This window comes from Streptomyces malaysiense (assembly GCF_000980885.2).
Lineage (GTDB): Bacteria > Actinomycetota > Actinomycetes > Streptomycetales > Streptomycetaceae > Streptomyces > Streptomyces malaysiense.
Window position 1 is genome coordinate 333263 of the sequence record NZ_LBDA02000012.1, and the last position, 20906, is coordinate 354168.

Genomic DNA, 20906 nt, shown 5'->3' on the forward strand with positions numbered 1-20906 from the left:
CTCCGACTGGATGATCAACCTGGCCGACTCGCCGACGGGGTGGGCATCCGCACGGGGGAGCGGTACCCGGCCCAGGCGTCGGCTACCGGGTTCTTCGCCCGCGGGCTCCTCGTGGCAACCTGACGATGGCCGGCAACCGCACCAGGAAGGTGGCAGGATGAAGATCTCGGTGGACGACCTCTCCGGACCCGAGATCATCGACTTCCTCGACGCGCACGTCAGGGAGTTGAGGTCGATCACTCCCCTGGAGAGCAAGCACACACTTGACCTGGAAGGGCTGCGCAAGCCCGAGGTGACCTTCTGGACGATCGAGGACGGCGGAACCCTGGTGGGCTGCGGCGCGATCAGACGACTCGATGTCGGCCACGCCGAGGTCAAGTCGATGCGAACGGCCCCCTCGCGCAAGCGGAGCGGAATCGCCTCGAAGCTGCTCGCGCACATCATCGCCGAGGCCAGGCGCATGGGGTGCTCCAGGCTGAGCCTGGAGACCGGTACGACCGACTTCTTCCGGCCGGCCCGAGCCCTGTACGAGAAGTTCGAGTTCGAGTACTGCGCGCCCTTCGCCGACTACAAGGAAGACCCCAACAGCGCGTTCATGACGCAACTGCTCTAGGGCGTGTATCGGAGGTGCTGGTGTGGCAGCTGCGGTCAACTGCTCACCGTGAGATCGCGAGGGCCCCGGCGGCTCTCGCGCCGGGACCCCGGCCAGGGGTTCATGGCTGCTGGTCGGCGGCTGCGAAGCGGCTTCGGGTGAGGGTGGCGAAGCAGATCAGGGCCAGGGCTGCGGCGAGGGTCTGGATGAGGGCCATGGGGACGGCGCTGTCGGTGAGACCGGCCAGGGGCGATACGAGGGCGCCGATGAGGAAGCTGGAGGACCCGAGGAGTGCGGCGGCGGCTCCGGCGCCGTGGCTGGTGCGGTTCATGGCCGGGGCGTTGGCGTTGCCGATGAGCAGCCCGAGGCTGGAGATCAGGACGAACGGCACCGCGCAGACGACCGTCAGGCTGGGGTGGCCGAATACGCCGGCTGCGAGGGCGAGCATCGCCAGGCTGGCGATGAACAGGAGGGCGAGTCCGGTGGTGGCGATCGCATGGACGGGGAAGCGGCGGGGAGCACTTGGCCGTTGAGCTGCCGACGCCGACCATCCCGGCGGCGTTGAGTCCGAAGAGCAGGGCGTAGGTCTGGGGTGTGGCGCCGTAGAGGTCCTGGAGGACGAAGGGGGACGCGGCGATGCCTTCCCGAAACCCTCCCCGCCGCCGCGCGCCGGACACACGGCCTGGGCCTGGCCCAGATGCGGAGCTTGGTCGCCGACCGCGCACGGGCGCCGCGGAGTTTCTGCACTGTTCCTGGATCGCCCCCGAGACGTCCATCGAGGCCCTGCACGACGCTTACTCGCTCTGCCTGCTCTCCGCATGCTCTCCATGCGGGCACGGTGCGTGCGTATTTCGCGTTCCAGCGGACCGAGGGTGTCGCTCGCCGCCCGGTCCGGTGGCACCGCCACGAGAACGTCGCGTCGCCGGCGAGAGCCGCCCGGTAGCTCGCCCGCCCGTCCCGGGTCCGGAGCGCCGTTTTGCCGGAGCGGCAACAGGAGTGGTGCGGCCGGCGCGTGGTGGGTGACGGTGGGTCCCGTGACCGACGACATCGCTGAAGAATCCCCCGGGTCCACCGCTCCCTCGGCCGCCGGCGGGTACGCCGGAGACCCCGCGCTCCGGGCGGAGTGGGACGAACGGTACGCCGAACGGCCGCAGTTGTGGAGCGGCCGGCCCAACGGTGCGCTCGTCGCCGAGACCGCCGGGCTCACCCCTGGACGGGTGCTCGACGTGGGCTGCGGCGAAGGCGCGGACGCCGTCTGGCTCGCGCGCGCCGGATGGGAGGTGACGGCGCTGGAGGTCTCGGGCGTGGCGCTGGAGCGGGCGGCCGGGCACGCGCGGGACGCCGGCCTCACCGTTCACTGGGTCCATGCCGCACTTACGGAGGCCGGGCTTCCGCCGGCCTCCTTCGACCTTGTCTCCGCGCAGTACCCGGCCCTGCTGCGCACCCCCGATGCCGCGGCCGAGCGCGCTCTGCTCGCGGCCGTCGCGCCCGGCGGTGTGCTGCTGCTCGTGCACCACGCGGGGATGGACGACGGGCAGGCGCGCGACAGCGGCTTCGACCCGGCTGACTACGTCTGGCCCTCGGCCGTCGCGGAACTGCTCGACGGCGACTGGCGGGTGGAGGTGGACGAGCGGCGGCCACGCGTGGCACCCGAGGGCGGTGCCGGCGCACACCATGCCGACGACCTGGTGCTGCGCGTGCGGCGACTGCGCTGAGGATCCCTCGGCCCGCGGCCGGCCGCCCGGCGCCGCCCCGCGAGCCGTGCGCCCTTTGGCGACGGCTTCCCGGAGGGGTGGTGTCGGGTGGGGCCGAGCGCCGACTACGGTCCGGCCGTGCCGGTGGTGTCCGCCGGCGTGCGGGCGACGGCCCAGGCCGCCTCGATCATCCGGAAGATCTCGTCCAGGGCGGCGTCCGGGTCGGACGCCTCGCGGGCCAGTGAGTAGGCGTCGATCACGAACCTCGCGATCGTCCGGTTCGCCGTCGTGCCCTTCGACAGGCCGGGATCGCCGGCGATGGCCGCCGCCAGCGACTCCGCGTGGCGCAGCCTCATCGACTCCTCGTACTCCCGCAGGGCGGGAGACCCGTCGATCAGTCGCCGGACCGGGAGGGCGCTGTCCGCCGTGCAGTGCCGGACCAGGGACTGGACCTCGCGGTGCAGCGCGGGGACGAGCGGCTCGTGCGGCGCCCGGCCGGTGACCGCCCGCGTGAGGCATCGCTCGAAGTCGTCGTCCCGTTCGAACACCAGGGCCTCTTTGGCGGCGAAGTGGGAGAAGAGCGTGGTGACGGCCACATCGGCCTCGGCGGCCACGTCCCGGATCCCCACCGCCTCGTACCCGCGCTCCAGAAAGAGCCGGAGGGCGGTGTCGGCGATCTTCTTGCGGGTCGCGGCCTTCTTGCGTTCACGGCGTCCGATCGGCACGGTCATGCCGGGACACTATCAAATACGAATCTGCAACAGATCCAAAAACATAACCGTTAGTGTTACGATCTCCGCATGAGAAAAGTGAGCTTCGACGAGTTCGGCGGTCCGGACGTCCTGCGCCTCGTGGACGCCGAGGAGCCGCACGCGAGTCCCGGCCGGATACGCGTCGCCGTGCGGGCGGCGGGCGTGAATCCCGTCGACTGGAGGATCCGCGAGGGCCAGAAGCTGGGGGCCCATCCGGTCGAGTTGCCCTCCGGAGTCGGGCTGGACGCCGCCGGTGTGGTGGACGAGGTCGGCGAGGGCGTCGAAGGAGTCGAGATCGGCGACCCGGTGTTCGGCGAAGGCTCCAGCACCTACGCCGAGTTCGCCGTGCTGTCGGCCTGGGCCCGTATGCCTGAGGGGCTGACGTTCGAAGAGGCGGCCGGATACCCCTCCGTGGTGGAGACCGCGCTGCGCGTCATCCGCGAGGTCGGTGTGCGGTCCGGGCAGACACTGCTGGTCAGCGGCGCGTCCGGGGGAGTCGGCTCGGCGGTGCTGCAGATCGCCCGCGACCGCGGCATCACCGTGATCGGCACGGCCGGGGCCGCGAACCAGGACTATCTGCGCGGCCTGGGCGCCCTCGCCACGACGTACGGCGAGGGCTGGGCCGAGCGGGTGCGGCGGCTCGGCGCCGTCGACGCTGCCCTCGACCTGGCCGGTTCCGGCGTGGTCCGCGAACTGGTCGAGCTGACCGGCGACCCGCGCAAGGTCGTCTCCATCGCCGATCTCGGCGCGCCGCGGCTCGGTGTCCGGTTCTCCGGCGTGGCCGGGAGCGTGCCCGATGCGCTCGCGGTGGCCGCCGACCTCATCTCGCGGGGAAAGCTCCACATCCCGGTCGAGAAGTCGTATCCGCTCGCCGAGGCCGCGGCGGCGCACATCGACAGCCGGGCAGGCCACACTCGCGGACGCCGCGTCATGGTCGTCTGAGAACGGGGCGACCGGCGGGCGCGTCCGCCGGGCCGGTCCGTCGGGACGGGGCCTGCCACTGTGCCCCGCGGACCACGGGTACGGAGTCGCAGACGCGCAGCCGCGCGTCCCTGCGGGCCCGGCCCGGGGACGCTCCGGCACCCACCACGCGGCCGTCGGCGACGGCCGGCCACTCGCCCAGGGCCGAAGGCCCGGCGGTGGTAGGGGGTGTGCCGGACGGCGGCGCGGGCGGTGGCCGTGGGCCGTGCATACGTGCGCCGGCCGCGCACCGGCCGCGTGATCCGCGGCGTGCGGCGGGGCCGGCGCGGTCGGGCACGCACAGCGCGCGGCGTCAGGCGCGCTCCGTCCCCGTGGTCTCCTCGGTGCCCCTGGACCGGGCGCGACGGCGGCTCACCAGGGTGCTTCCCACGATCACCAGACCGATGGCGACGACCCTGGCGGCCCCGTAGTAGCCGGCCGCCGGCTCCTGCGGGGTGCCGGGCAGCCGAAAGGAGACCCACACCGCCGCGAGAGCACCGAGGACGATCAGCGCGACGGCCCCCCACGCGCCGAGGTCCGCCCACCAGGACACCGGGCCGCGACCCGGGTCGTGGCTCTGCTCAACGCCTCTGTCCGTCAAGGTGAGTTCTCCGGTTCGAGAGTGGTGGCGGTCGCCGGGGAAGACGCGGATCCGGCGGGGGAGGTTCACGCGGGACGTCGCCGAACCGGCCGGCCGCCGCCGGCGACCGCTCGGGCCCCGGGCCTCAGGCCCGCCGCAACCGCAGCGTCACCAGTTCGAACGGCCGCAGGCGCAGCGTGATCCGGTCGCCGTCCCGCCGTGGTGCCGCCGCCTCGGGCAGGTGCCGCTCCAGCAGGTTCGTCACCGTGACCCCGGCGACCTCGAACCCGGCGGTCAGCGTGGCGCTGGTCCGGCCGCCGAGGGCCTCGTGGAAGCGCACCACCACGTCGCCGCTGCCGTCGTCGGCCAGCTTCACCGCCGTCACGACCACCGCGTCCTCCGCCACCGACACCAGCGGCGCGACGTCCCCGGCGCCGGCCGCCCGCCGCTCGGGCACGTTGATCCGCCAGCCCTCGCGCACCGCGTCGCCGATGCCCGCACCCGGCACCAGGGCGTGCCGAAAGCGGTGCACACCCTGGTCCGTCTCCGGGTCGGGGAAGCGGGGAGCGCGCAGCAGCGACACCCGGACCGTCGTGGTGGTGCCGCGGTCGCCGTCGGTGCGGACGGTCCGGGTCACGTCGTGCCCGTACGTCGAGTCGTTGACGATCGCCACGCCCCAGCCCGGCTCCTCCAGGTGGACGAAGCGGTGGTTGCACGCCTCGAACCTGGCCGCCTCCCACGAGGTGTTGGTGTGGGTGGGCCGGTGGAAGTGCCCGAACTGGGTCTCGGACGCGTACCGTTCGGCGTGCACGTCCAGCGGGAAGGCGAGCTTGAGGAACTTCTCCGTCTCGTGCCAGTCGACCTCGGTGTCCAGCACCAGCCGCCGCTCACCCGCCGCCAGCGACAGTACCTGGGTGACGCGGGAGGAACCGAAGGACCGGACGATCCGCACCGATGCGCCGTCCTCGCCGGGCGTGACCGACTCGGTGCCGGTCAGGTCGGTGACGGTGTTGCGGTAGAACTCGTCCACGTCCCAGGCGTCCCACATGTTCGGGAAGTCGGGGTGCAGCTGGAGGAGGTTCGCCGCCCCGCCGGGCGCGATCGACTCACGGCCGGCCTCGTTGTCGTACGCCGAGACGACCAGGCCGCGGCCGTCGATCCCGATGCGCAGCAGGCCGTTGTCCAGGACGTACCCGCCACCCTCACGGGACGTCAGGCCGCTGCGGCCCGCCCCGACCGGGGTGGCGGCGGCACCGGCCGGTACGCCCGCGCGGGCGTGCGGAGCCGCGTTGAAGACCAGCGGTGTGCTGCCCTCGCCCGCCAGCGCGCGCTGGGCGGCCTCGATGATCGCGTCCAGCTCCCGGCCGACACTCCGGTAGGTCGCCCGTGCCTCGCGGTGCACCCAGGCGATGGACGAGCCGGGCAGGATGTCGTGGAACTGGTGGAGCAGCACCGTCTTCCAGATCCGGTCGAGATCCTCGTACGGATAGGGGAACCCGGTGCGTACGGCCGCCGTCGCCGCCCACAACTCGGCCTCCCGCAGCAGGTGTTCACTTCGCCGGTTGCCCTGCTTCGTCTGGGCCTGGCTGGTGAGGGTGGCGCGGTGCAGCTCCAGGTAGAGCTCGCCGACCCAGACGGGCGGCTCGGGGTACTCGGCCTCGGCCTTGTCGAAGAAGGCCCGCGGGGTCTCCCACACCACCCGCGCCGAGCCCTCCAGATCACGCAGCCGGGCGGCCTTGGCGACCATCTCGCGGGTGGTCCCGCCGCCTCCGTCGCCCCAGCCGGTGGGGGCGAGCGAGTGCCGTGCGACGCCCTTGTCCTTGAAGTTGCGGGCGGCGTGCGCGATCTCGCTGCCCTTCATCGAGCAGTTGTAGGTGTCGACGGGCGGGAAGTGCGTGAAGATCCGGGTGCCGTCGATGCCCTCCCACTGGAAGGTGTGGTGCGGGAAGGTGTTCGTCCGCGACCAGGAGATCTTCTGCGTCAGCAGCCGGGTGGAGCCCGCCGCCCTGATGATCTGCGGCAGCCCGGCGGCGAAGCCGAAGGTGTCGGGCAGCCACGCCTCGTCGTTCTCGATGCCGAACTCGTCGAGGAAGAACCGCTTGCCGTGCACGAACTGCCGGGCCATGGCCTCCGAGCCGGGCATGTTGGTGTCGGATTCCACCCACATGCCGCCGGCCGGCACGAACCGCCCGTCGGCCACCGCCTCCGTCACCCGCGCCCACACCTCGGGCCGGTGCTCCTTGACCCACGCCCACTGCTGCGCCTGGGACATGGCGAAGACGAACTCCGGTTCGTCCTCCAGCAGGGCGGTCATGTTGGCCGTGGTCCGGGCCACCTTGCGCACCGTCTCGCGCAGCGGCCACAGCCAGGCGGAGTCGATGTGCGCGTGCCCGACGGCGCTGACCCGGTGCGCGGAGGGCACGGCGGGCGCGGCCAGCACACCGCCGAGCCGTGCGCGGGCCCGGTCGGCGGTGCCGTTGACATCCTGGAGGTCGACGGCGTCGAGCGCCCTGTCCACGGCGCGCAGGATCTCGTGGCGGCGCGGGGAGTCCACCGGCAGCTCGGCCATCAGCTCGCCGAGCACCTCCAGATCGATCACCAGCTGCCACACGGTCTCGTCGAAGACCGCGAGATCCATGCGGGTCAGGGTGTACTGCGGCTCGCCGCCCGCGGTCTCCTTGTCGCCGAGCTGTGTCGGCAGGAACGGGTGGTAGTCGAGGACGACCGGGTTGGAGGCGGCCTCGATGTGCAGTCGTACCTCCTCGCCGCCCGCGACGGGCGCGCCGACGCGCACCCACTGGTTGCGCGGGTTGAGACCCTTCACCGGGGTGCCGTCGGGGCGGTAGACGAGGCCCTCGCACTGGAAGCCGGGCATGTTCTCGTCGAAGCCGAGGTCGAGGAGTGCCTCCACGGTCCGCCCGGCCCATTCGCCGGGCACCGTACCCCTCACCCGGAACCAGCTGGTGCCCCACGGAGCACCCCACCGGGCGCCCACCCGGATCGGTTCCGGCTCCGCGGCCAGCGCGTCGGCGACCGGAACTGGCTCGCCGGGCGCGTGCCACACCGCGACCTCGAGGGGGACGGACTCGGGGTACACGGCGGGGCGGATGCGCTCGTCGAGGACCCGCTTGAGGCGGGCTTCGGCCAGACTGCGGTCGTCATGCATGCGGGATGCTCCGTAGGTCGGGTTTCGGCGGGTGGGGGACCGGCGGATGGTCAGCGCGGGTGGATGACGGTCGAGGGGGCGGACGAGGTGTACAGCTCTCCTACCGCCCGCACCTCGATCCGTACGGCGGACTCGCCCGGTGCGGGCGCCTGGCCGCCGGTGAAGTACGCCCGCTGGCCGGTACCGCCCAGGAAGCGCCGGGTGCCGTCGGGCAGCACGCGGTGCAGGGTGTAGTGGCGTACCGTGCCGGGGGCCGGGTGGTCCCAGGCGAGGCGCAGGTCGCCGCCGGACGCCGCGGTGATCCGCAGGCCACGAGGGGCGGCCGGGGTGTCGGTGCGGTCGTGGACGGAGAGGGCGCCGAGCCGCCAGCCGACCGGGCCGCCGCCGGTGGCGGTGAGCCGGACACCGAGGGCGTGGACGGTGCCGGACAGGCCGTCGAGCCGGACGGCCGAGATGTGCCAGCCGTCGCCCGGCCCGGCCGGCACCGGCAGGTAGGTGTACGGCGGTGCGGCACCGGCCGTGTCCGGCTCCGCGGTCGCCACGGCCAGCTCGACCCGGACGGCCCCCGTGTCCGTGCGATGGGTCAGCTCGACGACGGTGCCGGGGCGGACCGGCAGCCGTGTCGCGTACAGGTCCAGCACGGCGGGACGGTCCAGCGCGCCGTCCACGAGGACGCTGCTGCCGCCGCGCCAGGCGTCCGCGAAGTCGAGGGCGACCGTGGGCCGCCCGCCGTCGGTGCGCACCACCCAGCGCCTGGAGGGCAGCCGGTCCTGGAGGCCGAGATGGTTCCAGGGCCTGTCGGAGGTGACCTCGCCCTTCTCGTACCAGCGCAGTCCGTGGCCGGTGTTGAAGACGCTCGCGAACGGCAGCGAGGCGACGGTCGACCGGTCGGCGACGGACACGGCGGGGGCTCGCCAGCCGTCGGTGGTGTCGGGACGGGACGGGTCGAGGGAGCGCCCGGTCCAGAACCGGTCGTCGGCGGCGTGGAAGTCCTCCGGGGTGTGGCCTGCGGGCAGGTGTCCGCGGGTCCACTCGGGCCGGTACAGGCCGAGGGAGGTGACGTGCGGGCGGTCGGCCGGCACTATGGCGTCCCAGTCCACCGAGGTGTTCCAGCCGCCCGACTCCACGTCGACGCCGGCCCACAACTCGTACCGGTCACGACCCAGTCGTACGGCCTTGTGTCCGGAGGAGGCGAGCGAGGAGGCGCTCCAGCGGAAGTCGACGAACATGTCGTCGGCGGACTGGAAGAGGGCCTGGTTCCGTTCGTTCAGCGCGCCCTGCCAGCTCACCGAGCCGTTCACGGTCATCGCGTCGTACCAGGTGATCCGCTGCCCCGCGGCGGTGGCGAGCCGCTTCAGCTCCGTGACGAAACCGAGCATGTCGGCGCCGAGGGCGCTGTCGCCGCCGCCCGTCTCGGCGTTGACGAACCAGCCGTCGAAGCCGTGCGCCGATGCGACCGCGACGAGCTGGGCGGCGAGCGGGTGGTGGCCGGCGGCGTCCCTTCGCACCAGGTCGCGGATCCACCGGAGCTGTCCGCCGTAGGCGGCGGGCGGCAGGAAGACGTTGCCGAGGACGGGAACGCCGTGCCGGTGGGCGGCGTCCACGACGGGCGCGTTCGGCGCGAGGATCAGGCCCTCCCCGGACGAGCCGCCCCAGAAGACCAGTTCGTCCATGTAGGCCCAGTGGGTGAGGGCGTAGTAGTCGGCGGTGTCCGAACCCTGGGAGGGGTTGGAGGAGGTGGGTCCGAACGAGACCAGGCACTGGACGCGGGCCTGCCCGGCGCGGGCGGTGGTGTTCACCGGGGTCGGGGTGAAGCGGGGCGCGAGCGGGGTGGCGGCGGCGTTGAAGGGCAGGTCGGCGTCGGTGGCGGCGCGCCAGGTCTTCAGGCTGCGCCAGGTGATGCCGGGGCCGGGGCTGCCGGCGGGCAGGGAGTCCGGGAACCAGTAGGAGGCGTACGGCTGGAGTGCGGCCGTCGTCTTCGGGGCGGCCTCGGCGGTGCCGGCGGGCGGCGCGGACAGGAGCGCGGCGGCGCCTGCGAGCAGGACGGTGCGTCTGGTGGGGTTCACGAGCGGGTGCCTCCTCGGGGTGTGCGCAGTACCCGGTCGGGCGTGACGACTTCCCGGAGCGCGCGGGCGGTCAGGTGGTCCCGGTCGGTCGCCCGGGTGTCGAGGACGGTGGTGGGGCGGGCGCCGTCGGCGGTCAGCCGGAAGAACGCCTCGAAGACATCGCCGCCGGGGGCGCAGCGGGAGCGGGCGGCCGGGTCGGCGGGAACGGTGAGGGCGGTGGTGCGCGGGGCCGGCGCGTAGGTGTGGCCGCGGGCCGCGCGGGACAGGACGCGGGCGAGGTCCTTGGGTCGGCGGTCGTTGGTCAGCAGGCCGAGGCCGTATTCGAGTTCGGGGAAGTCGGCGAGGTCGCGGGAGACGTCGTGGGAGCACCACCAGGTGATGCCCCACAGGTCGGGGCAGTCCAGCGCGTTCGCCACGGTGGCCTCGGCGAAGGCGGCGGCGTGCTCGGCGGGGACGAGGGGGGCAGGGGCGCCGACCTCCTGGAGCCAGACGGGCCGGTGCGGGTCCCCGGCCCAGGCCTTGCTCAGCTCGATCAGGTACGCGGCGTGGTGCTCGGTGGCCACGGAGGCGCGGCCGTGGCGCTGGGCGGTGCCGTTGAAGACCCAGGAGTGGACGGCGGTGAGGGCGCCGCGCCGGGCCGCCTGGGCCGGGGTGAAGGGCATGTCGTCCTGGTACCAGGTGGCGTCGTAGCCGGCGTGCAGGTGCGGCTTGCCGGGGGCGCCCTTCTCGCAGGCGGCGAGCATGCGCTCCAGCCAGGCGTCGATCTGGTCGGCGGTGGCCCGGTCGGGGTCCGGGTGGGGGCCGGCGGCGAACTGGTTGACCTCGTTGCCGAGGGTCATGCCGAGGAAGCCCGGCCGGTCGGCCAGGGCGGCGGCGAGGGTGTGCAGGTAGGCGGCCTGCCCGTCGAGCACCTCGGGGTCGGTGAAGAGGTTGCGACGGTGCCAGGTGCGGGTCCACGCGGGCAGGAAGTCGAAGCTGGAGAGGTGCCCCTGCAGGCCGTCCACGTTGACGTCGAGCCCGCGTTCCGCGGCGGCGTCGACCAGGTGCACCAGATGCTCCACGGCGCGGGGGCGGATGAGGGCGCGGTCGGGCTGGAAGTACGGCCACAGCGGGAAGACCCGGATGTGGTCCAGGCCGAGCGCGGCGACGGAGTCCAGGTCGGCGCGTACGGCGTCGAGGTCGAAGTCGAGCCAGTGGTGGAACCACCCTTGGCTCGGGGTGTAGTTGACGCCGAAGCGCACGGCAGAAGGCATACGGGGGTCCTTGCGGCAGTGGGGTCCGGGAGGGGGCCTGGGGCCGGTCGTGCCGGCCGGTCCGGGATCAGCCCTTGACCGCGCCCTCGCCGACCCCGCGGAAGAAGTAGCGCTGGAGGCAGGCGAAGAGGGCGATCAGCGGTGCCACGGCGATGATCGTGCCGGCCGCGACGAGGCGTTCGTCGTTGGCGAAGGTGCCGTGGAGGTAGTTGAGGCCGATGGTCAGGGTGAACCTGGACGGGTCGCTGAGCACGATGAGCGGCCAGAGGAAGTCGTCCCAGGCCCCCATGAAGGCGAAGATCGCCACGACGGCGAGGGTGCCCTTGACCGAGGGCAGCGCGATGCGCAGGAACCGCTGCCAGACGTCGGCGCCGTCGACGTAGGCGGCCTCCTCGATCTCGTAGGGCAGGTTGAGGAAGGCGTTGCGCATGAGCAGGACGTTCATCGCGGCGATGGAGCCGGGCAGGACGACGCCGATGAGCGTGTTGTTCAGGCCGAGTTCGCGCATGGTCGTGAACTGGGCGATGACGATGCCCTCCGCGGGCACCAGCATCGCGAGGACGAAGACCAGGGCGGCCGCCCGGCGGCCCCGGTAGCGCAGCCGGGCCAGGGCGTAGCCGGCGAGGGCGGAACCGACGCAGTTGGTGACGACGTTGGCGGCGGCGACCTTGAGGGAGTTGAGGGCGTAGTCCCAGACCGGGATGGTCTCGGACACCCGCTCGTAGTTGTGCAGGGTGGGGTGGCCGGGCAGGAACTTCGGCGGGGAGCTGAAGATGTCCTCGGTGGGGCCCTTGAACGAGGTGGACAGCTGCCACACGAACGGGCCGACGGTCAGGACGAGTACGGCGGTCAGCAACACGTAGCGCAGGACCAGTTCCCACCCCGGCACGCGCCGGCCGCTGTCGTCGGTGAAGCGGGGCGCGCGGGCACGGTCCGGCCGCGCGCCGCTCTCCGGTGCCTTCTCGGCGACGCTCACGGCTCCTCCCTCCGGTCGGCGCGCAGCACGAGCAGCATCAGGACGACGGTGACGGCGAAGACGACGAGTGAGATCGCCGAGGCGTAGCCGACCCGGCCGGTCAGGCCGGTGCCGGTGCGCTGGACCAGCATCACCAGGGTGGTGTCCTCGCCCGCCGGGCCGCCGCTCGGCGACGCCAGCAGGTACACCTCGGAGAACACCTTGAAGGCGGAGACCGAGGAGAGCGCGGCGACCAGGACCATGGTGGAGCGGATGGCGGGCACGGTGACGGTGCAAAGGCGCCTGACCGGGCCCGCGCCGTCCACGGCGGCGGCCTCGTGCAGCTCGCGCGGCACGTTGGCGAGCGCCGCCAGGTAGATGATCATGTAGTAGCCGAGGCCCTTCCAGACCGTGACGGCCATGGCGCTGAGCAGCAGCAGCCACTGGTCGCTGAGGAATCCGACCTTGCCTACGCCGATCGTCTCCAGGAGCGAGTTCACCAGGCCGCGCTCGTCCAGCAGCCACACCCAGATCAGCCCCACCACGACGATGGACGCGACGACCGGGGTGTAGAAGGCGGACCGGAAGAAGGTGATGCCGGGGATGTTCTTCTGCACCAGCAGGGCGAGCAGCAGCGGCAGCAGCACCAGCGCCGGGACGACGCCGACGACGTACAGCACGCTGTTGCGCAGGCCGATCCAGAACATGTCGTCGTGCAGCAGCTCGCGGAAGTTGGCGAGGCCGACGAACCGGCCCGGGAGCAGCGTGCGGCGGTCGGTGAAGGCGTTGATCACCGTGGAGACGAACGGGTAGAGGATGAACCCGCCGGTGATCACCAGTCCGGGGGCGGCGAACAGCCAGGGACTGGTGGGCAGTTGGCGCCGGATCCGGATCGCCCGGCGCCGCTCCGGGGGCCGCCCTGGACGCGACGCATGCGTCCGGGGGGCGGTCGAGGTGGCCATGGCGTGCTATCCCTGCTGCTTCAGTAGCCGGTCGCACGCCCTGACAGCGTTGTCGAGCGCGGCCTTCGGGCTCTGCCTGCCCTGCAGCGCCTTGCCGACCTCGTTGCGCAGCGCGGTCTTCATCTGGTCGCTGAACAGTACGGGCGTGTAGTTGACCGCGCTCTTCAGCGACTTGGCGGCGGCGACGCGCACCCGGGTCTCGTCGGTGCCGTCCTCCTCGGTGAAGTACGGGTCGTCGAGGGAACCGGCGGTGGACGGGAAGATGGCGACCTTCTTGGCGAAGGACATCTGGTGCTCGGCGTCGGTGACGTAGTGGGCGAAGGCGACGGCCGCGGGCGTGTGCCTGGTCCGGGAGTTCACCATCAACCCCATCACGTACATGTTGACGTGGCCGGTGTTGGTGATCTGGTCGGTGATGCCGATGTTCTTGTACAGGCTCGGCGCCTGCTTCTTGAAGTTGTCCAGGTCCAGGGCGCTGCCGGGGTTCATGGCGACGGCCTGGGTCAGGAACTCCTTCCCGGCCGACTCGGGCGTGGCGTTCAGCGCCCGCGCGTCCAGGGCCTTGGCGTCGTACAACTGCTTGTACCTGGTCAGGAGTTCGACGCCCTTGGCGTCGTTGAAGGTGAAGCCGGTGCCCGCCTTGTCCATGAGGGAGGCGCCGTAGCGGCCGAAGTCCTCGATGGTGGGGATGTTGGCGAGGGTGGCCACCCTGCCGCCCGACTCGTCCGCCATCCGCAGCGCGTCGGCGAAGAGTTCGCCGTACGTCTTCGGGGGCTTCTCCGGATCCAGCCCCGCCTTCTCGAACAGGGCCTTGTTGTAGAACAGCGGGCCGGTGTTCAGGTACCAGGGGAAGGCGTACGTGCCGGTCATCCCGGGGACCTGGTGGCCGGCCCAGGCGCCCGGCAGGTACTCGCCCTTGTACTTCGCGGCGGCCTTGTCGAGGTCCATGGCCAGGCCCGCCCTGGCCAGCGGTGCCACCAGGTCGGGGGAGACGTTGACGACGTCCGGCAGGGTGCCGCCGGCCGCGTCGGCGCTGATCTTGTCGGCGTAGCCCTCGGCGGGCTGGTCGACCCACTTGACGTGGGTGCCCGGGTACTTCTTCTCGAAGTCGCCGATCAGGCCGTCGAAGTAGTCCTTGAAGTTGGCGCGCAGGTTCCAGGTCTGGAAGGTGATGTCGCCCTCCACCTTGCCGGAGGCGTCCGTCGAGCCGCCACCGCCGCCGGAGCCGCAGGCGCTCAGCGGCAGGACGAGGGCGGTGACGGCGGCGGCGAGTGCTCTGCGGGACATGGGCACGGTGACACGGCTCCCTTGCGGCGTCTTCGGCTGGTGTCGGCAAGGACCATGCCCGCCACCTCCGGGGGAAGTCAATGGATTTGAAGTCACTAAAGCTGTCTGTGGAACATCAGTGCAGGTCAGAGAGGAATCCGAGAGTATTGCCAAGCAACACTAAAGCGCTTTAGGCTTCATCTGCTCAAGCGCTTTAGTGATCACTGCTGAGAAAAGAGGCGAGCATGCCGGCCAAGCGGTCCCCGGCGCGTCGGCCGACGATGAAGGACATCGCGCGCCGCGCCGGTGTCTCGGAGAGCGCCGTCTCCTTCGCCCTCAACGGCAGACCGGGCGTCTCCGACGTCACCCGCGAACGGGTGCGCCGGGTCGCCGAGCAACTGGGCTGGCGGCCCAGCACGGCGGCCCGCGCGCTGTCGGGGGAGGGCGCGGCCACGGTCGGTCTGGTGCTGGCCCGGCCCGCCGACACCCTCGGCGTCGACTCCTTCTTCCTCCAACTCGTCTCCGGCATCCAGGAAGTGCTGGCGGAGCGTCACCTCGGGTTGCTGTTCCAGGTGGTGGAGGGCGTACCGGACGAGTGCGCGGTCTACCGCAGGTGGTGGGCCGAGCACCGGGTGGACGGCGTCCTGGTGGTGGACCCGCGCACCGAAGACCCGCGCCCGGACCTGCTCGACGAACTCGGCCTGCCCGCCGTGGTGATCGGCGGCGCGCCCGACGAGCGGCACCCCGGGCTGTCCACGGTGTGGGCCGACGACGCCGGCGCGATGGCAGCGGTGGTGGACGGGCTGTACGCCCTCGGCCACCGGCGGATCGTGCACATCGCCGGGCTGTCCGGCCTCGCCCACACCGAGCGGCGGATCCGGACACTGCGGGCCGAGGCCCGGCGGCGCGGGCTCACCGGCGTGGAGTCGATCACCACCGACTACTCGGACGCGGCGGGCGCCGCCGTCACCCGCCGTGTCCTCGGCTCGGCCGCTCCCGCGACCGCCCTGATCTACGACAACGACGTCATGGCCCTCGCGGGCGTCGCCACCGCCGCCGGACTCGGCTTCTCCGTGCCGGCCGACGTGTCGGTGGTGGCCTGGGAGGACTCCGCCCTGTGCCGCATGGTCAAGCCGTGGCTGTCGGCCCTGTCCCGGGACAGCGTGGAGTTCGGCCGCACCGCGGCACGTGAGCTGACCGCACTGCTCGACGGCGGCCCGGCCAGGACGGTCAGGGTGCCGGTGCCCCGCCTGATCGAACGGGAGAGCACGGGGGCGGCGCGGGGGGCATGACGTCCATCGCGCCGGACGGGACCGGCGTGCGCCCGTGCTCCTCGGTGGCCCGGACCTCGTCCGGCCGAACCGACGGCTGGAACTGAGGGACCGTCATGTCTTCGCTCCCCCACCTCCGTTGGGTGGCGAGTTCGGCGTGTCGATCCTGAACCCTGCTTGAGCTGGAAGGACTGGGCAAACGGGTCATATTGGGGAATCTCTGACATCGGTGCGGGTAGCGGGAGGTGAAAGCCACTCCAGTTGGGAGGCGCATCGCATGACACCGACCCGGGATGTCGTCGAGATGATCCTGGAGGATCACCGGGCGATGGAAGAGCTGCTCCGTCTCATGCGCAGCACGGAGGCCGATCGCCGGAGCGCGCTGCATGACTTCGCGCACCTGATGGTCGCTCACGGTGAGGCCGAGAGGGCCTCGGTGCACCCCGTCCTCGCCTCCTTCGAGGACGCGGACGCGGACACGGTCGAGCACATCGAGAACGCACACCTGCAAGCCGTCAAGGTCCTCTACGCGCTGCTGCGGGTGCGGGAGATCGGCTCGGCCGAATGGGACTGGAGGCTCCAGCAACTGGCCTCCGCCACGGCCCGCCACAACGACGAGGAGGAACGCACTCTCGTCAACAAGGTGCGGGAGAGCCTCAGCCGGCACTGCCGGGAGGAACTCGGCGCCGGTTTCGCCCGGACGGAAGCCGACCTGCTGACGGCGCGCTGCGGCAGCGTCGCCAACGTGCACCGCATGGTGCGGACCGCCGCCCCCGCGTGACGCCCGGTGCGTACCGGCCGTACCGGCCCGGACGATCCGGACCGCCGCGGGGAGAGACCTACGACAGGAGCCGCCATGGAAATGAGCCTGGACACCTTCATCACCCAGGTCACCGCACGCGCACGCTACGACAGACCGCAGGAGGGAGCCAGGGCCGTGCGGAACGTGCTGGAGGTTCTCGGCGCCCACCTGGTGGGCGCCGACCGCACGGACCTGGCCGCCCTGCTCCCCGCGGGGTGCGGGCCGCTGCTGACCGCTGCCGAGCCGGCCGGCGAAGCGCTGTCGCCCGCGTCGTTCGTCCGAGCCGTGGCCGACCACAGCAACGAGGACGTGGCCGAGGCCAGGCGCGAGATCGACGCCGTACTGCCCACCCTCGCCGAGGCCGCGGACCACGCGCTGCTGCGTCGGCTGCTCACCCAGCTGCCACCGGGGCACGCCGGCCTGTTCGGTCGCACGGACCCCGGATGACCTGCTGGGCGGGGCGGGGCTCGGGCGCCGGCGGCCGGCGCCCGGGGTCAGTCGCCGACGGCCTGGACGATGTCCCGCGGATCCAGGCCGGTCAGCTGGGCGATGCGCGGCGCGGGGACACCGGCGGTCAGGGCGCGGTGCACCAGCGACTGCCAGTCGTGGGTGGTGTCCCGGAAGCTGAGCAGCTCGGACTCCATGTCCGTCAGGGACGCGGGCGCGCAGGCGTGCTCGACCCGCAGTGTCTCCTCCTCGCTGAGAGGGACCGGCAGCCGCTCCGCCTCCTCGGGGATGAGCACCTCGGAGCCCGCCGGAACGATCCTGACGCGCTCGGAGGAAGCGGGTGTCCCGTGCGCGTGGAGCCAGCCCAGTACCGCCGGACTCTCGGCGCAGTCCAGCTCGCCGACCGCCGACAGGGCCGCCCCCAGACGCGGATGGCGTTCGGGGAGGAGGAACAGGCAGGCATCGTCGGCCATGGCCGTGACACCCCTTTCGGAGAAGCAGGGCAGGGACGTCATCACTATCCCCTCAGAATGCGCTCTGCCCGCGCATGCCTCGCCCACTCGCCCGGATCACTCCTCCGGGTTCAACTCCAGGTGCGCCGCCACCCGTCTTTCCCGGCCGGACGACGCGGGCCCGGGGCAGCCGCCGATGCCGGGCGCGACACCGGTGCACGGAAGATCACGCGCACGAGGAGGGCGGCTCCCCGCGGGAGCCGCCCTCCTCGTGCGTGGTCAGCGCGAGCGCCCCGACACCACTCGGTAGAGCAGCAGCACGATCACGGAACCCACGATCGCGGCGATCCAGGTGGAGAGGCTGAAGAAGCCGTTGATCGAATGGACGCCGAAGATCACCTTGCCGAGCCAGCCGCCCAGCAGCCCGCCCGCGATGCCGATCAGCATCGTCACCAGGCAGCCGCCCGGGTCCTTGCCGGGGGTCAGTGCCTTGGCGATGGCGCCCGCGATGAGACCGATCAGGATCCAGGCGATGATGCCCACGAGGATGTTCCTTCCGTTCCGCTGTGTGCCCCCGGGGCGGGGCTCTCACATGCCTGCGGATATCCCACATGGAGCGGCGTATGCGAGACCGGGGTCCTCGACTTCTTCCCGGGACCGAAGATCCTCCCGGGTCCTCGGCGAAAGCGCGTCCTCAACGAAAGCGCGTCCTCGGCGGGAGCACGTCCTGGTCGAAAGCACCCTTCGGTGAAAGAGGGACGGCGGCCGCCGCGTACCCGTTTCGCGGCCGGACGGGGGGAGACTCCTGACACTGCACCCACATACGCAGACTTCCCTGGGCACGACGCGGACAACCGAGGAGTGGTTCCCATGCGGCCGGCACCCGGATCCGGGCGGAGACCCCCGTACGAACACATCGAGACCCGCGCGCTGCGAGCGGGGACCGCCGCGGAACGCACCGAGCCGACGGCCGCCCGGACGCTCATGCGGACGCGGGCCGCACCGCTCGTCCGCGACCCGACGCGGGCAGGTCTCCCGAGGCCCGGCGGGGAACCGCCGGCGCGACCCGGGTACCGGCCATGAGAGTCCTGGAGCGCGTCGACGGCTTCCAGCGGCGCCACCACTGGGTGGGCCTGCCGCTCGCCGTCGTGTACAAGTTCTACGACGATCAGGGCGTGTACCTCGCGGCCCTGATCGCCTACTACGGCTTCCTCTCGCTCTTCCCGCTCCTCCTGATCCTCGTCGCCGTCCTGAGCACCTTCCTCAGCGGTGATCCGGCTCTTCAGCAGCGGGTCATGGACTCGGCGCTGAGCGAGTTCCCGGTCATCGGCGACCAGCTCGGGCACAACATCCACTCCTTCCACGGCAGCGGGGTCGCACTCGCCGCGGGCATCGTGGCCAGTGTCTACGGTTCGCTCGGTGTCGCCCAGGCCGCGCAGTACGCCCTCAACAAGATCTGGGCGGTCCCGCGGCACGCCCGTCCGGACCCGCTCCGGTCACGGCTGAAGGGACTGGTGTTCCTGCTGCTCCTCGCGGTCGGGTTGTGCGCGTCCACGCTGCTCTCGGTGGTGGCCGCACAGAGTTACCTGCTGGGCGTGCGGCTGAGGGGCGGAAGCTGGATCGCCGCGACCGCGGGGTCCGTGTGCCTGAACGCCTTCCTGCTGCTTCTGAGCTACCGCTTGCTGACCCAGCGCGCGCTGCCCCTGCGCCGGCTCACCGCAGTGGCGCTGGGGGGTGCCCTCGCATGGCAGGCGCTGCAATGGGTGGGGTCCTACTACGTCAGTCACGTGCTGCGCGGGGCCACCGCCACCTACGGCATGTTCGGCATCGTCCTCGGCCTGCTCGCCTGGCTCTACGTCGGAGCCCTGATCTTCGTCGCGGCGGCCGAGGCGGGCGCCGTGCGGGTCATGCGGCTGTGGCCCCGCAGCCTGCTGACGCCGTTCACGGACCGGGTGCGGCTGAGCGCCGCCGACCGCCGCGCCTACCGGTCGTACGCCGCCACCGAGGCCTTCAAGGGGTTCCAGAAGGTGAGCGTGCGTTTCGAGCCGCCGCCCGGGCCCCGGCGGGAGGAACCGCCGGACGACCGGCCCTGAGGACGGCCCCCTCCACCCGGCGGGCCCGCCTACCCCCACCGGCCGCGTCGATGACTTTGAGGCGCCCCGGTCACGACGCCGGCCGGTGCCAGGCCGGCCGTCACCGCGGTGCGGGGTGTGAGGCGGTCCACGCCGGCCCGGTCCTCCCGCGGTTCCACCGGTAGCGCGGCGGTCGTACGCCGGGAGCGGGACGAGAGTGGGACGGGTGTCGTCGAGGCGGGCGTTCCCCGTGCGTGACTACGGGCGCCGGATCGCACCCTCCGCCGAGATACGGGCGGCGTGCGGGCCGAAGTCCTCCTCCGACACGCCGGAGACGAGGTCGATCGCGTCGCCGCCCGGCTCCGGTGTGCCGGGCTCCACGATCCGGGTCGGGCGCAAGTGCCCGGACACGTAGGTGCCGTCGGCGCCGAGGGTGACCTGCAGCACGCCGCTGGTCGAGAGGGTACCGCCGAGGCCCAGCACCCCGTAGCCGGTGAAGTTGCCGAGGCTGTAGGCGATCAGCCGTCCCTTGTAGAACTCCATTCCCCGCATCACGTGCGGGCCGCTGCCGATGACGAGGTCGGCCCCGGCGTCGATCACCGCATGGCCGAAGCGGTGGCTGTCGCCCCGGTTCTCGCCGAGGAAGTACTCGGTGCCGGGCTCCACGTGTGTGCGGTCCGAACCCTCCGCGCCGGCGTGCATCGTGACGATCACGACATCCGCCATCGTCGTGGCGCGGGCGGTGAGTCGCTTCGCGGCCGGGATGTCCGTCAGGTCGTTCGCCCCTCGGTCGGGGGCGAACCCGATCAGCGCGACCCTGATGCCGTGCACCCGCTGGATGGTGATCTGGCCCAGCCGTCCGGTGAACCGCACGTTCGCGGAGCGCAGCGCGTCGAACGTCTCGCGCCGCCCCTCCGCCCCGAAGTCGTCGATGTGATTGTTCGCCGTGTTCATGACCGTGAACCCGGCCTTCCTGAGCCAGTGGCCGTAGGACGGCGGGACGTGGAACGCGAAGCAGTTCGGGCCGTCGATGTGGTCGCACTTGCTGGAGCCGCCGGTGGCGAGCGTGCCCTCCAGGTTGCCGAGCACCACGTCCCCGGTGAGCAGGTCGTCGACGGGGTCGAAGAACGAGGCGCCGCCGTCCGGCGGCAGGTCGTCCGGCAGCGAACCCATGACGACGTCGCCGACGGCGGCGATTCGTACGGTGCCGTGCGGGAACGGCGCCGCCGGCGCACCGGACGCCGTGGTCCCGGCCCTGCGTGCGGAGGGCCGGGCAGAGTCGGCGGGGGACGGATCCCCCGGGCCGCCGTGGAACCCGCACGCCGCGACGACCCCCACGCCGGCCCCGAGCAGGCAGAGGGCGAGCAGGCGGTGCCATACCGACCTGTGCCGCGGGCGCCGTTGCTGCGGACACTGTCCGCCGGACGTGATCACCGGATCATGCTACGAAGCGGCCACGCACCCTTCACGGAAGGTCACCGGCGTGTTCCGGCCCGTCTCCGTTCCGTGTGGGCGGTGTCCGGACCGCCGGCACCGAAGACGTCCGAGGGAGCCCACCTTCGTCGTGGCCGACTCGGACCGGTCCCGGCCTTTCGAGGCCGGCCGGAACCTGTCGC

Annotated in this window: 19 protein-coding genes; 7 read left to right on the forward strand and 12 right to left on the reverse strand. The window is 72.2% G+C overall.

The features are described from left to right. Positions 1 to 157: 157 nt before the first annotated feature. On the forward strand, positions 158 to 613 hold the full coding sequence (locus VT52_RS07195; protein WP_046421797.1) for a GNAT family N-acetyltransferase: 456 nt from the start codon (positions 158 to 160) through the stop codon (positions 611 to 613). Positions 614 to 713: 100 nt separating this feature from the next. Here the strand turns inward: VT52_RS07195 and VT52_RS07200 are convergent, their stop codons facing one another. Beyond that, complete coding sequence (locus tag VT52_RS07200; protein ID WP_053055510.1) at positions 714 to 1040, reverse strand: hypothetical protein; 327 nt, start codon at positions 1038 to 1040, stop codon at positions 714 to 716. 586 nt (positions 1041 to 1626) lie between these two features. Here VT52_RS07200 and VT52_RS07205 point away from each other — a divergent pair. Continuing rightward, positions 1627 to 2307, forward strand: a complete 681-nt coding sequence (locus VT52_RS07205; RefSeq protein WP_046421862.1) for a class I SAM-dependent methyltransferase — start codon at positions 1627 to 1629, stop codon at positions 2305 to 2307. Positions 2308 to 2411: 104 nt separating this feature from the next. Here the strand turns inward: VT52_RS07205 and VT52_RS07210 are convergent, their stop codons facing one another. Next, positions 2412 to 3017 carry a TetR/AcrR family transcriptional regulator gene (locus tag VT52_RS07210; protein WP_046421799.1) on the reverse strand — a complete coding sequence of 202 codons (606 nt, stop codon included), beginning with the start codon at positions 3015 to 3017 and terminating at the stop codon, positions 2412 to 2414. Between the two features lie 69 nt (positions 3018 to 3086). Between VT52_RS07210 and VT52_RS07215 the strand changes: the two genes are divergently transcribed. Further along, positions 3087 to 3980: an NADP-dependent oxidoreductase gene (locus VT52_RS07215; protein WP_046421800.1), complete on the forward strand. Its 894-nt coding sequence runs from the start codon at positions 3087 to 3089 to the stop codon at positions 3978 to 3980. Between the two features lie 331 nt (positions 3981 to 4311). On the opposite strand, the gene VT52_RS07220 is transcribed toward VT52_RS07215, so the two are convergent. The 7 genes from VT52_RS07220 to VT52_RS07250 all read right to left on the reverse strand — a co-directional run bounded on the left by VT52_RS07220 (position 4312) and on the right by VT52_RS07250 (position 14273). Further along, positions 4312 to 4599 carry a hypothetical protein gene (locus tag VT52_RS07220; RefSeq protein WP_046421802.1) on the reverse strand — a complete coding sequence of 96 codons (288 nt, stop codon included), beginning with the start codon at positions 4597 to 4599 and terminating at the stop codon, positions 4312 to 4314. Between the two features lie 124 nt (positions 4600 to 4723). Then, positions 4724 to 7744 (reverse strand): alpha-mannosidase, encoded by a 3021-nt coding sequence (locus VT52_RS07225; protein ID WP_046421803.1) that lies wholly within the window; start codon positions 7742 to 7744, stop codon positions 4724 to 4726. Positions 7745 to 7794: 50 nt separating this feature from the next. Continuing rightward, positions 7795 to 9810 (reverse strand): endo-beta-N-acetylglucosaminidase, encoded by a 2016-nt coding sequence (locus VT52_RS07230; RefSeq protein ID WP_046421805.1) that lies wholly within the window; start codon positions 9808 to 9810, stop codon positions 7795 to 7797. Beyond that, positions 9807 to 11063, reverse strand: coding sequence for a glycoside hydrolase 5 family protein (locus tag VT52_RS07235; protein ID WP_107481256.1), 1257 nt, complete (start codon positions 11061 to 11063; stop codon positions 9807 to 9809). Before VT52_RS07235 ends, VT52_RS07230 begins: the two co-directional genes overlap by 4 nt. A 67-nt stretch (positions 11064 to 11130) precedes the next feature. Continuing rightward, a complete protein-coding gene (locus tag VT52_RS07240) occupies positions 11131 to 12039 on the reverse strand; it encodes a carbohydrate ABC transporter permease (protein WP_046421807.1) in 909 nt (302 codons plus the stop codon). Further along, entirely contained in the window at positions 12036 to 12980 is a 945-nt protein-coding gene (locus VT52_RS07245; RefSeq protein ID WP_046421809.1) for a carbohydrate ABC transporter permease, read from the reverse strand. Before VT52_RS07245 ends, VT52_RS07240 begins: the two co-directional genes overlap by 4 nt. A 6-nt stretch (positions 12981 to 12986) precedes the next feature. Then, on the reverse strand, positions 12987 to 14273 hold the full coding sequence (locus VT52_RS07250; protein ID WP_046421810.1) for an ABC transporter substrate-binding protein: 1287 nt from the start codon (positions 14271 to 14273) through the stop codon (positions 12987 to 12989). A gap of 218 nt (positions 14274 to 14491) precedes the next feature. Here VT52_RS07250 and VT52_RS07255 point away from each other — a divergent pair, with 218 nt between their 5' ends. From VT52_RS07255 to VT52_RS07265, 3 genes are all read left to right on the forward strand, one after another. Beyond that, positions 14492 to 15538, forward strand: coding sequence for a LacI family DNA-binding transcriptional regulator (locus tag VT52_RS07255; protein ID WP_046421811.1), 1047 nt, complete (start codon positions 14492 to 14494; stop codon positions 15536 to 15538). Between the two features lie 256 nt (positions 15539 to 15794). Further along, positions 15795 to 16298, forward strand: coding sequence for a hemerythrin domain-containing protein (locus VT52_RS07260; RefSeq protein WP_046421812.1), 504 nt, complete (start codon positions 15795 to 15797; stop codon positions 16296 to 16298). Positions 16299 to 16373: 75 nt separating this feature from the next. Continuing rightward, positions 16374 to 16766, forward strand: a complete 393-nt coding sequence (locus tag VT52_RS07265; protein ID WP_046421813.1) for a DUF2267 domain-containing protein — start codon at positions 16374 to 16376, stop codon at positions 16764 to 16766. Positions 16767 to 16813: 47 nt separating this feature from the next. Here the strand turns inward: VT52_RS07265 and VT52_RS07270 are convergent, their stop codons facing one another. Then, a complete protein-coding gene (locus VT52_RS07270) occupies positions 16814 to 17239 on the reverse strand; it encodes a DUF6003 family protein (protein WP_046421864.1) in 426 nt (141 codons plus the stop codon). Positions 17240 to 17497: 258 nt separating this feature from the next. Then, the gene (locus VT52_RS07275) at positions 17498 to 17761 is read right to left on the reverse strand and encodes a GlsB/YeaQ/YmgE family stress response membrane protein (protein ID WP_046421814.1); all 264 of its coding nucleotides are present in this window, start codon (positions 17759 to 17761) and stop codon (positions 17498 to 17500) included. 536 nt (positions 17762 to 18297) lie between these two features. Between VT52_RS07275 and VT52_RS07280 the strand changes: the two genes are divergently transcribed. After that, positions 18298 to 19311: a YihY/virulence factor BrkB family protein gene (locus VT52_RS07280; protein ID WP_046421815.1), complete on the forward strand. Its 1014-nt coding sequence runs from the start codon at positions 18298 to 18300 to the stop codon at positions 19309 to 19311. Between the two features lie 237 nt (positions 19312 to 19548). On the opposite strand, the gene VT52_RS07285 is transcribed toward VT52_RS07280, so the two are convergent. Next, the gene (locus VT52_RS07285; RefSeq protein WP_053055511.1) at positions 19549 to 20724 is read right to left on the reverse strand and encodes a CapA family protein; all 1176 of its coding nucleotides are present in this window, start codon (positions 20722 to 20724) and stop codon (positions 19549 to 19551) included. Positions 20725 to 20906: the final 182 nt, after the last annotated feature.

Excerpts from the sequence above, each read along its gene's own strand:
- VT52_RS07260 (WP_046421812.1), top strand. The coding sequence starts at position 15,795 with ATGACACCGACCCGGGATGTCGTCGAGATGATCCTGGAGGATCACCGG.
- VT52_RS07280 (WP_046421815.1), top strand. The coding sequence starts at position 18,298 with ATGAGAGTCCTGGAGCGCGTCGACGGCTTCCAGCGGCGCCACCACTGG.
- VT52_RS07210 (WP_046421799.1), bottom strand. The coding sequence starts at position 3,017 with ATGACCGTGCCGATCGGACGCCGTGAACGCAAGAAGGCCGCGACCCGC.
- VT52_RS07270 (WP_046421864.1), bottom strand. The coding sequence starts at position 17,239 with ATGGCCGACGATGCCTGCCTGTTCCTCCTCCCCGAACGCCATCCGCGT.
- VT52_RS07215 (WP_046421800.1), top strand. The coding sequence starts at position 3,087 with ATGAGAAAAGTGAGCTTCGACGAGTTCGGCGGTCCGGACGTCCTGCGC.
- VT52_RS07200 (WP_053055510.1), bottom strand. The coding sequence starts at position 1,040 with ATGCTCGCCCTCGCAGCCGGCGTATTCGGCCACCCCAGCCTGACGGTC.
- VT52_RS07235 (WP_107481256.1), bottom strand. The coding sequence starts at position 11,063 with ATGCCTTCTGCCGTGCGCTTCGGCGTCAACTACACCCCGAGCCAAGGG.
- VT52_RS07225 (WP_046421803.1), bottom strand. The coding sequence starts at position 7,744 with ATGCATGACGACCGCAGTCTGGCCGAAGCCCGCCTCAAGCGGGTCCTC.
- VT52_RS07245 (WP_046421809.1), bottom strand. The coding sequence starts at position 12,980 with ATGGCCACCTCGACCGCCCCCCGGACGCATGCGTCGCGTCCAGGGCGG.
- VT52_RS07255 (WP_046421811.1), top strand. The coding sequence starts at position 14,492 with ATGCCGGCCAAGCGGTCCCCGGCGCGTCGGCCGACGATGAAGGACATC.
- VT52_RS07265 (WP_046421813.1), top strand. The coding sequence starts at position 16,374 with ATGGAAATGAGCCTGGACACCTTCATCACCCAGGTCACCGCACGCGCA.
- VT52_RS07195 (WP_046421797.1), top strand. The coding sequence starts at position 158 with ATGAAGATCTCGGTGGACGACCTCTCCGGACCCGAGATCATCGACTTC.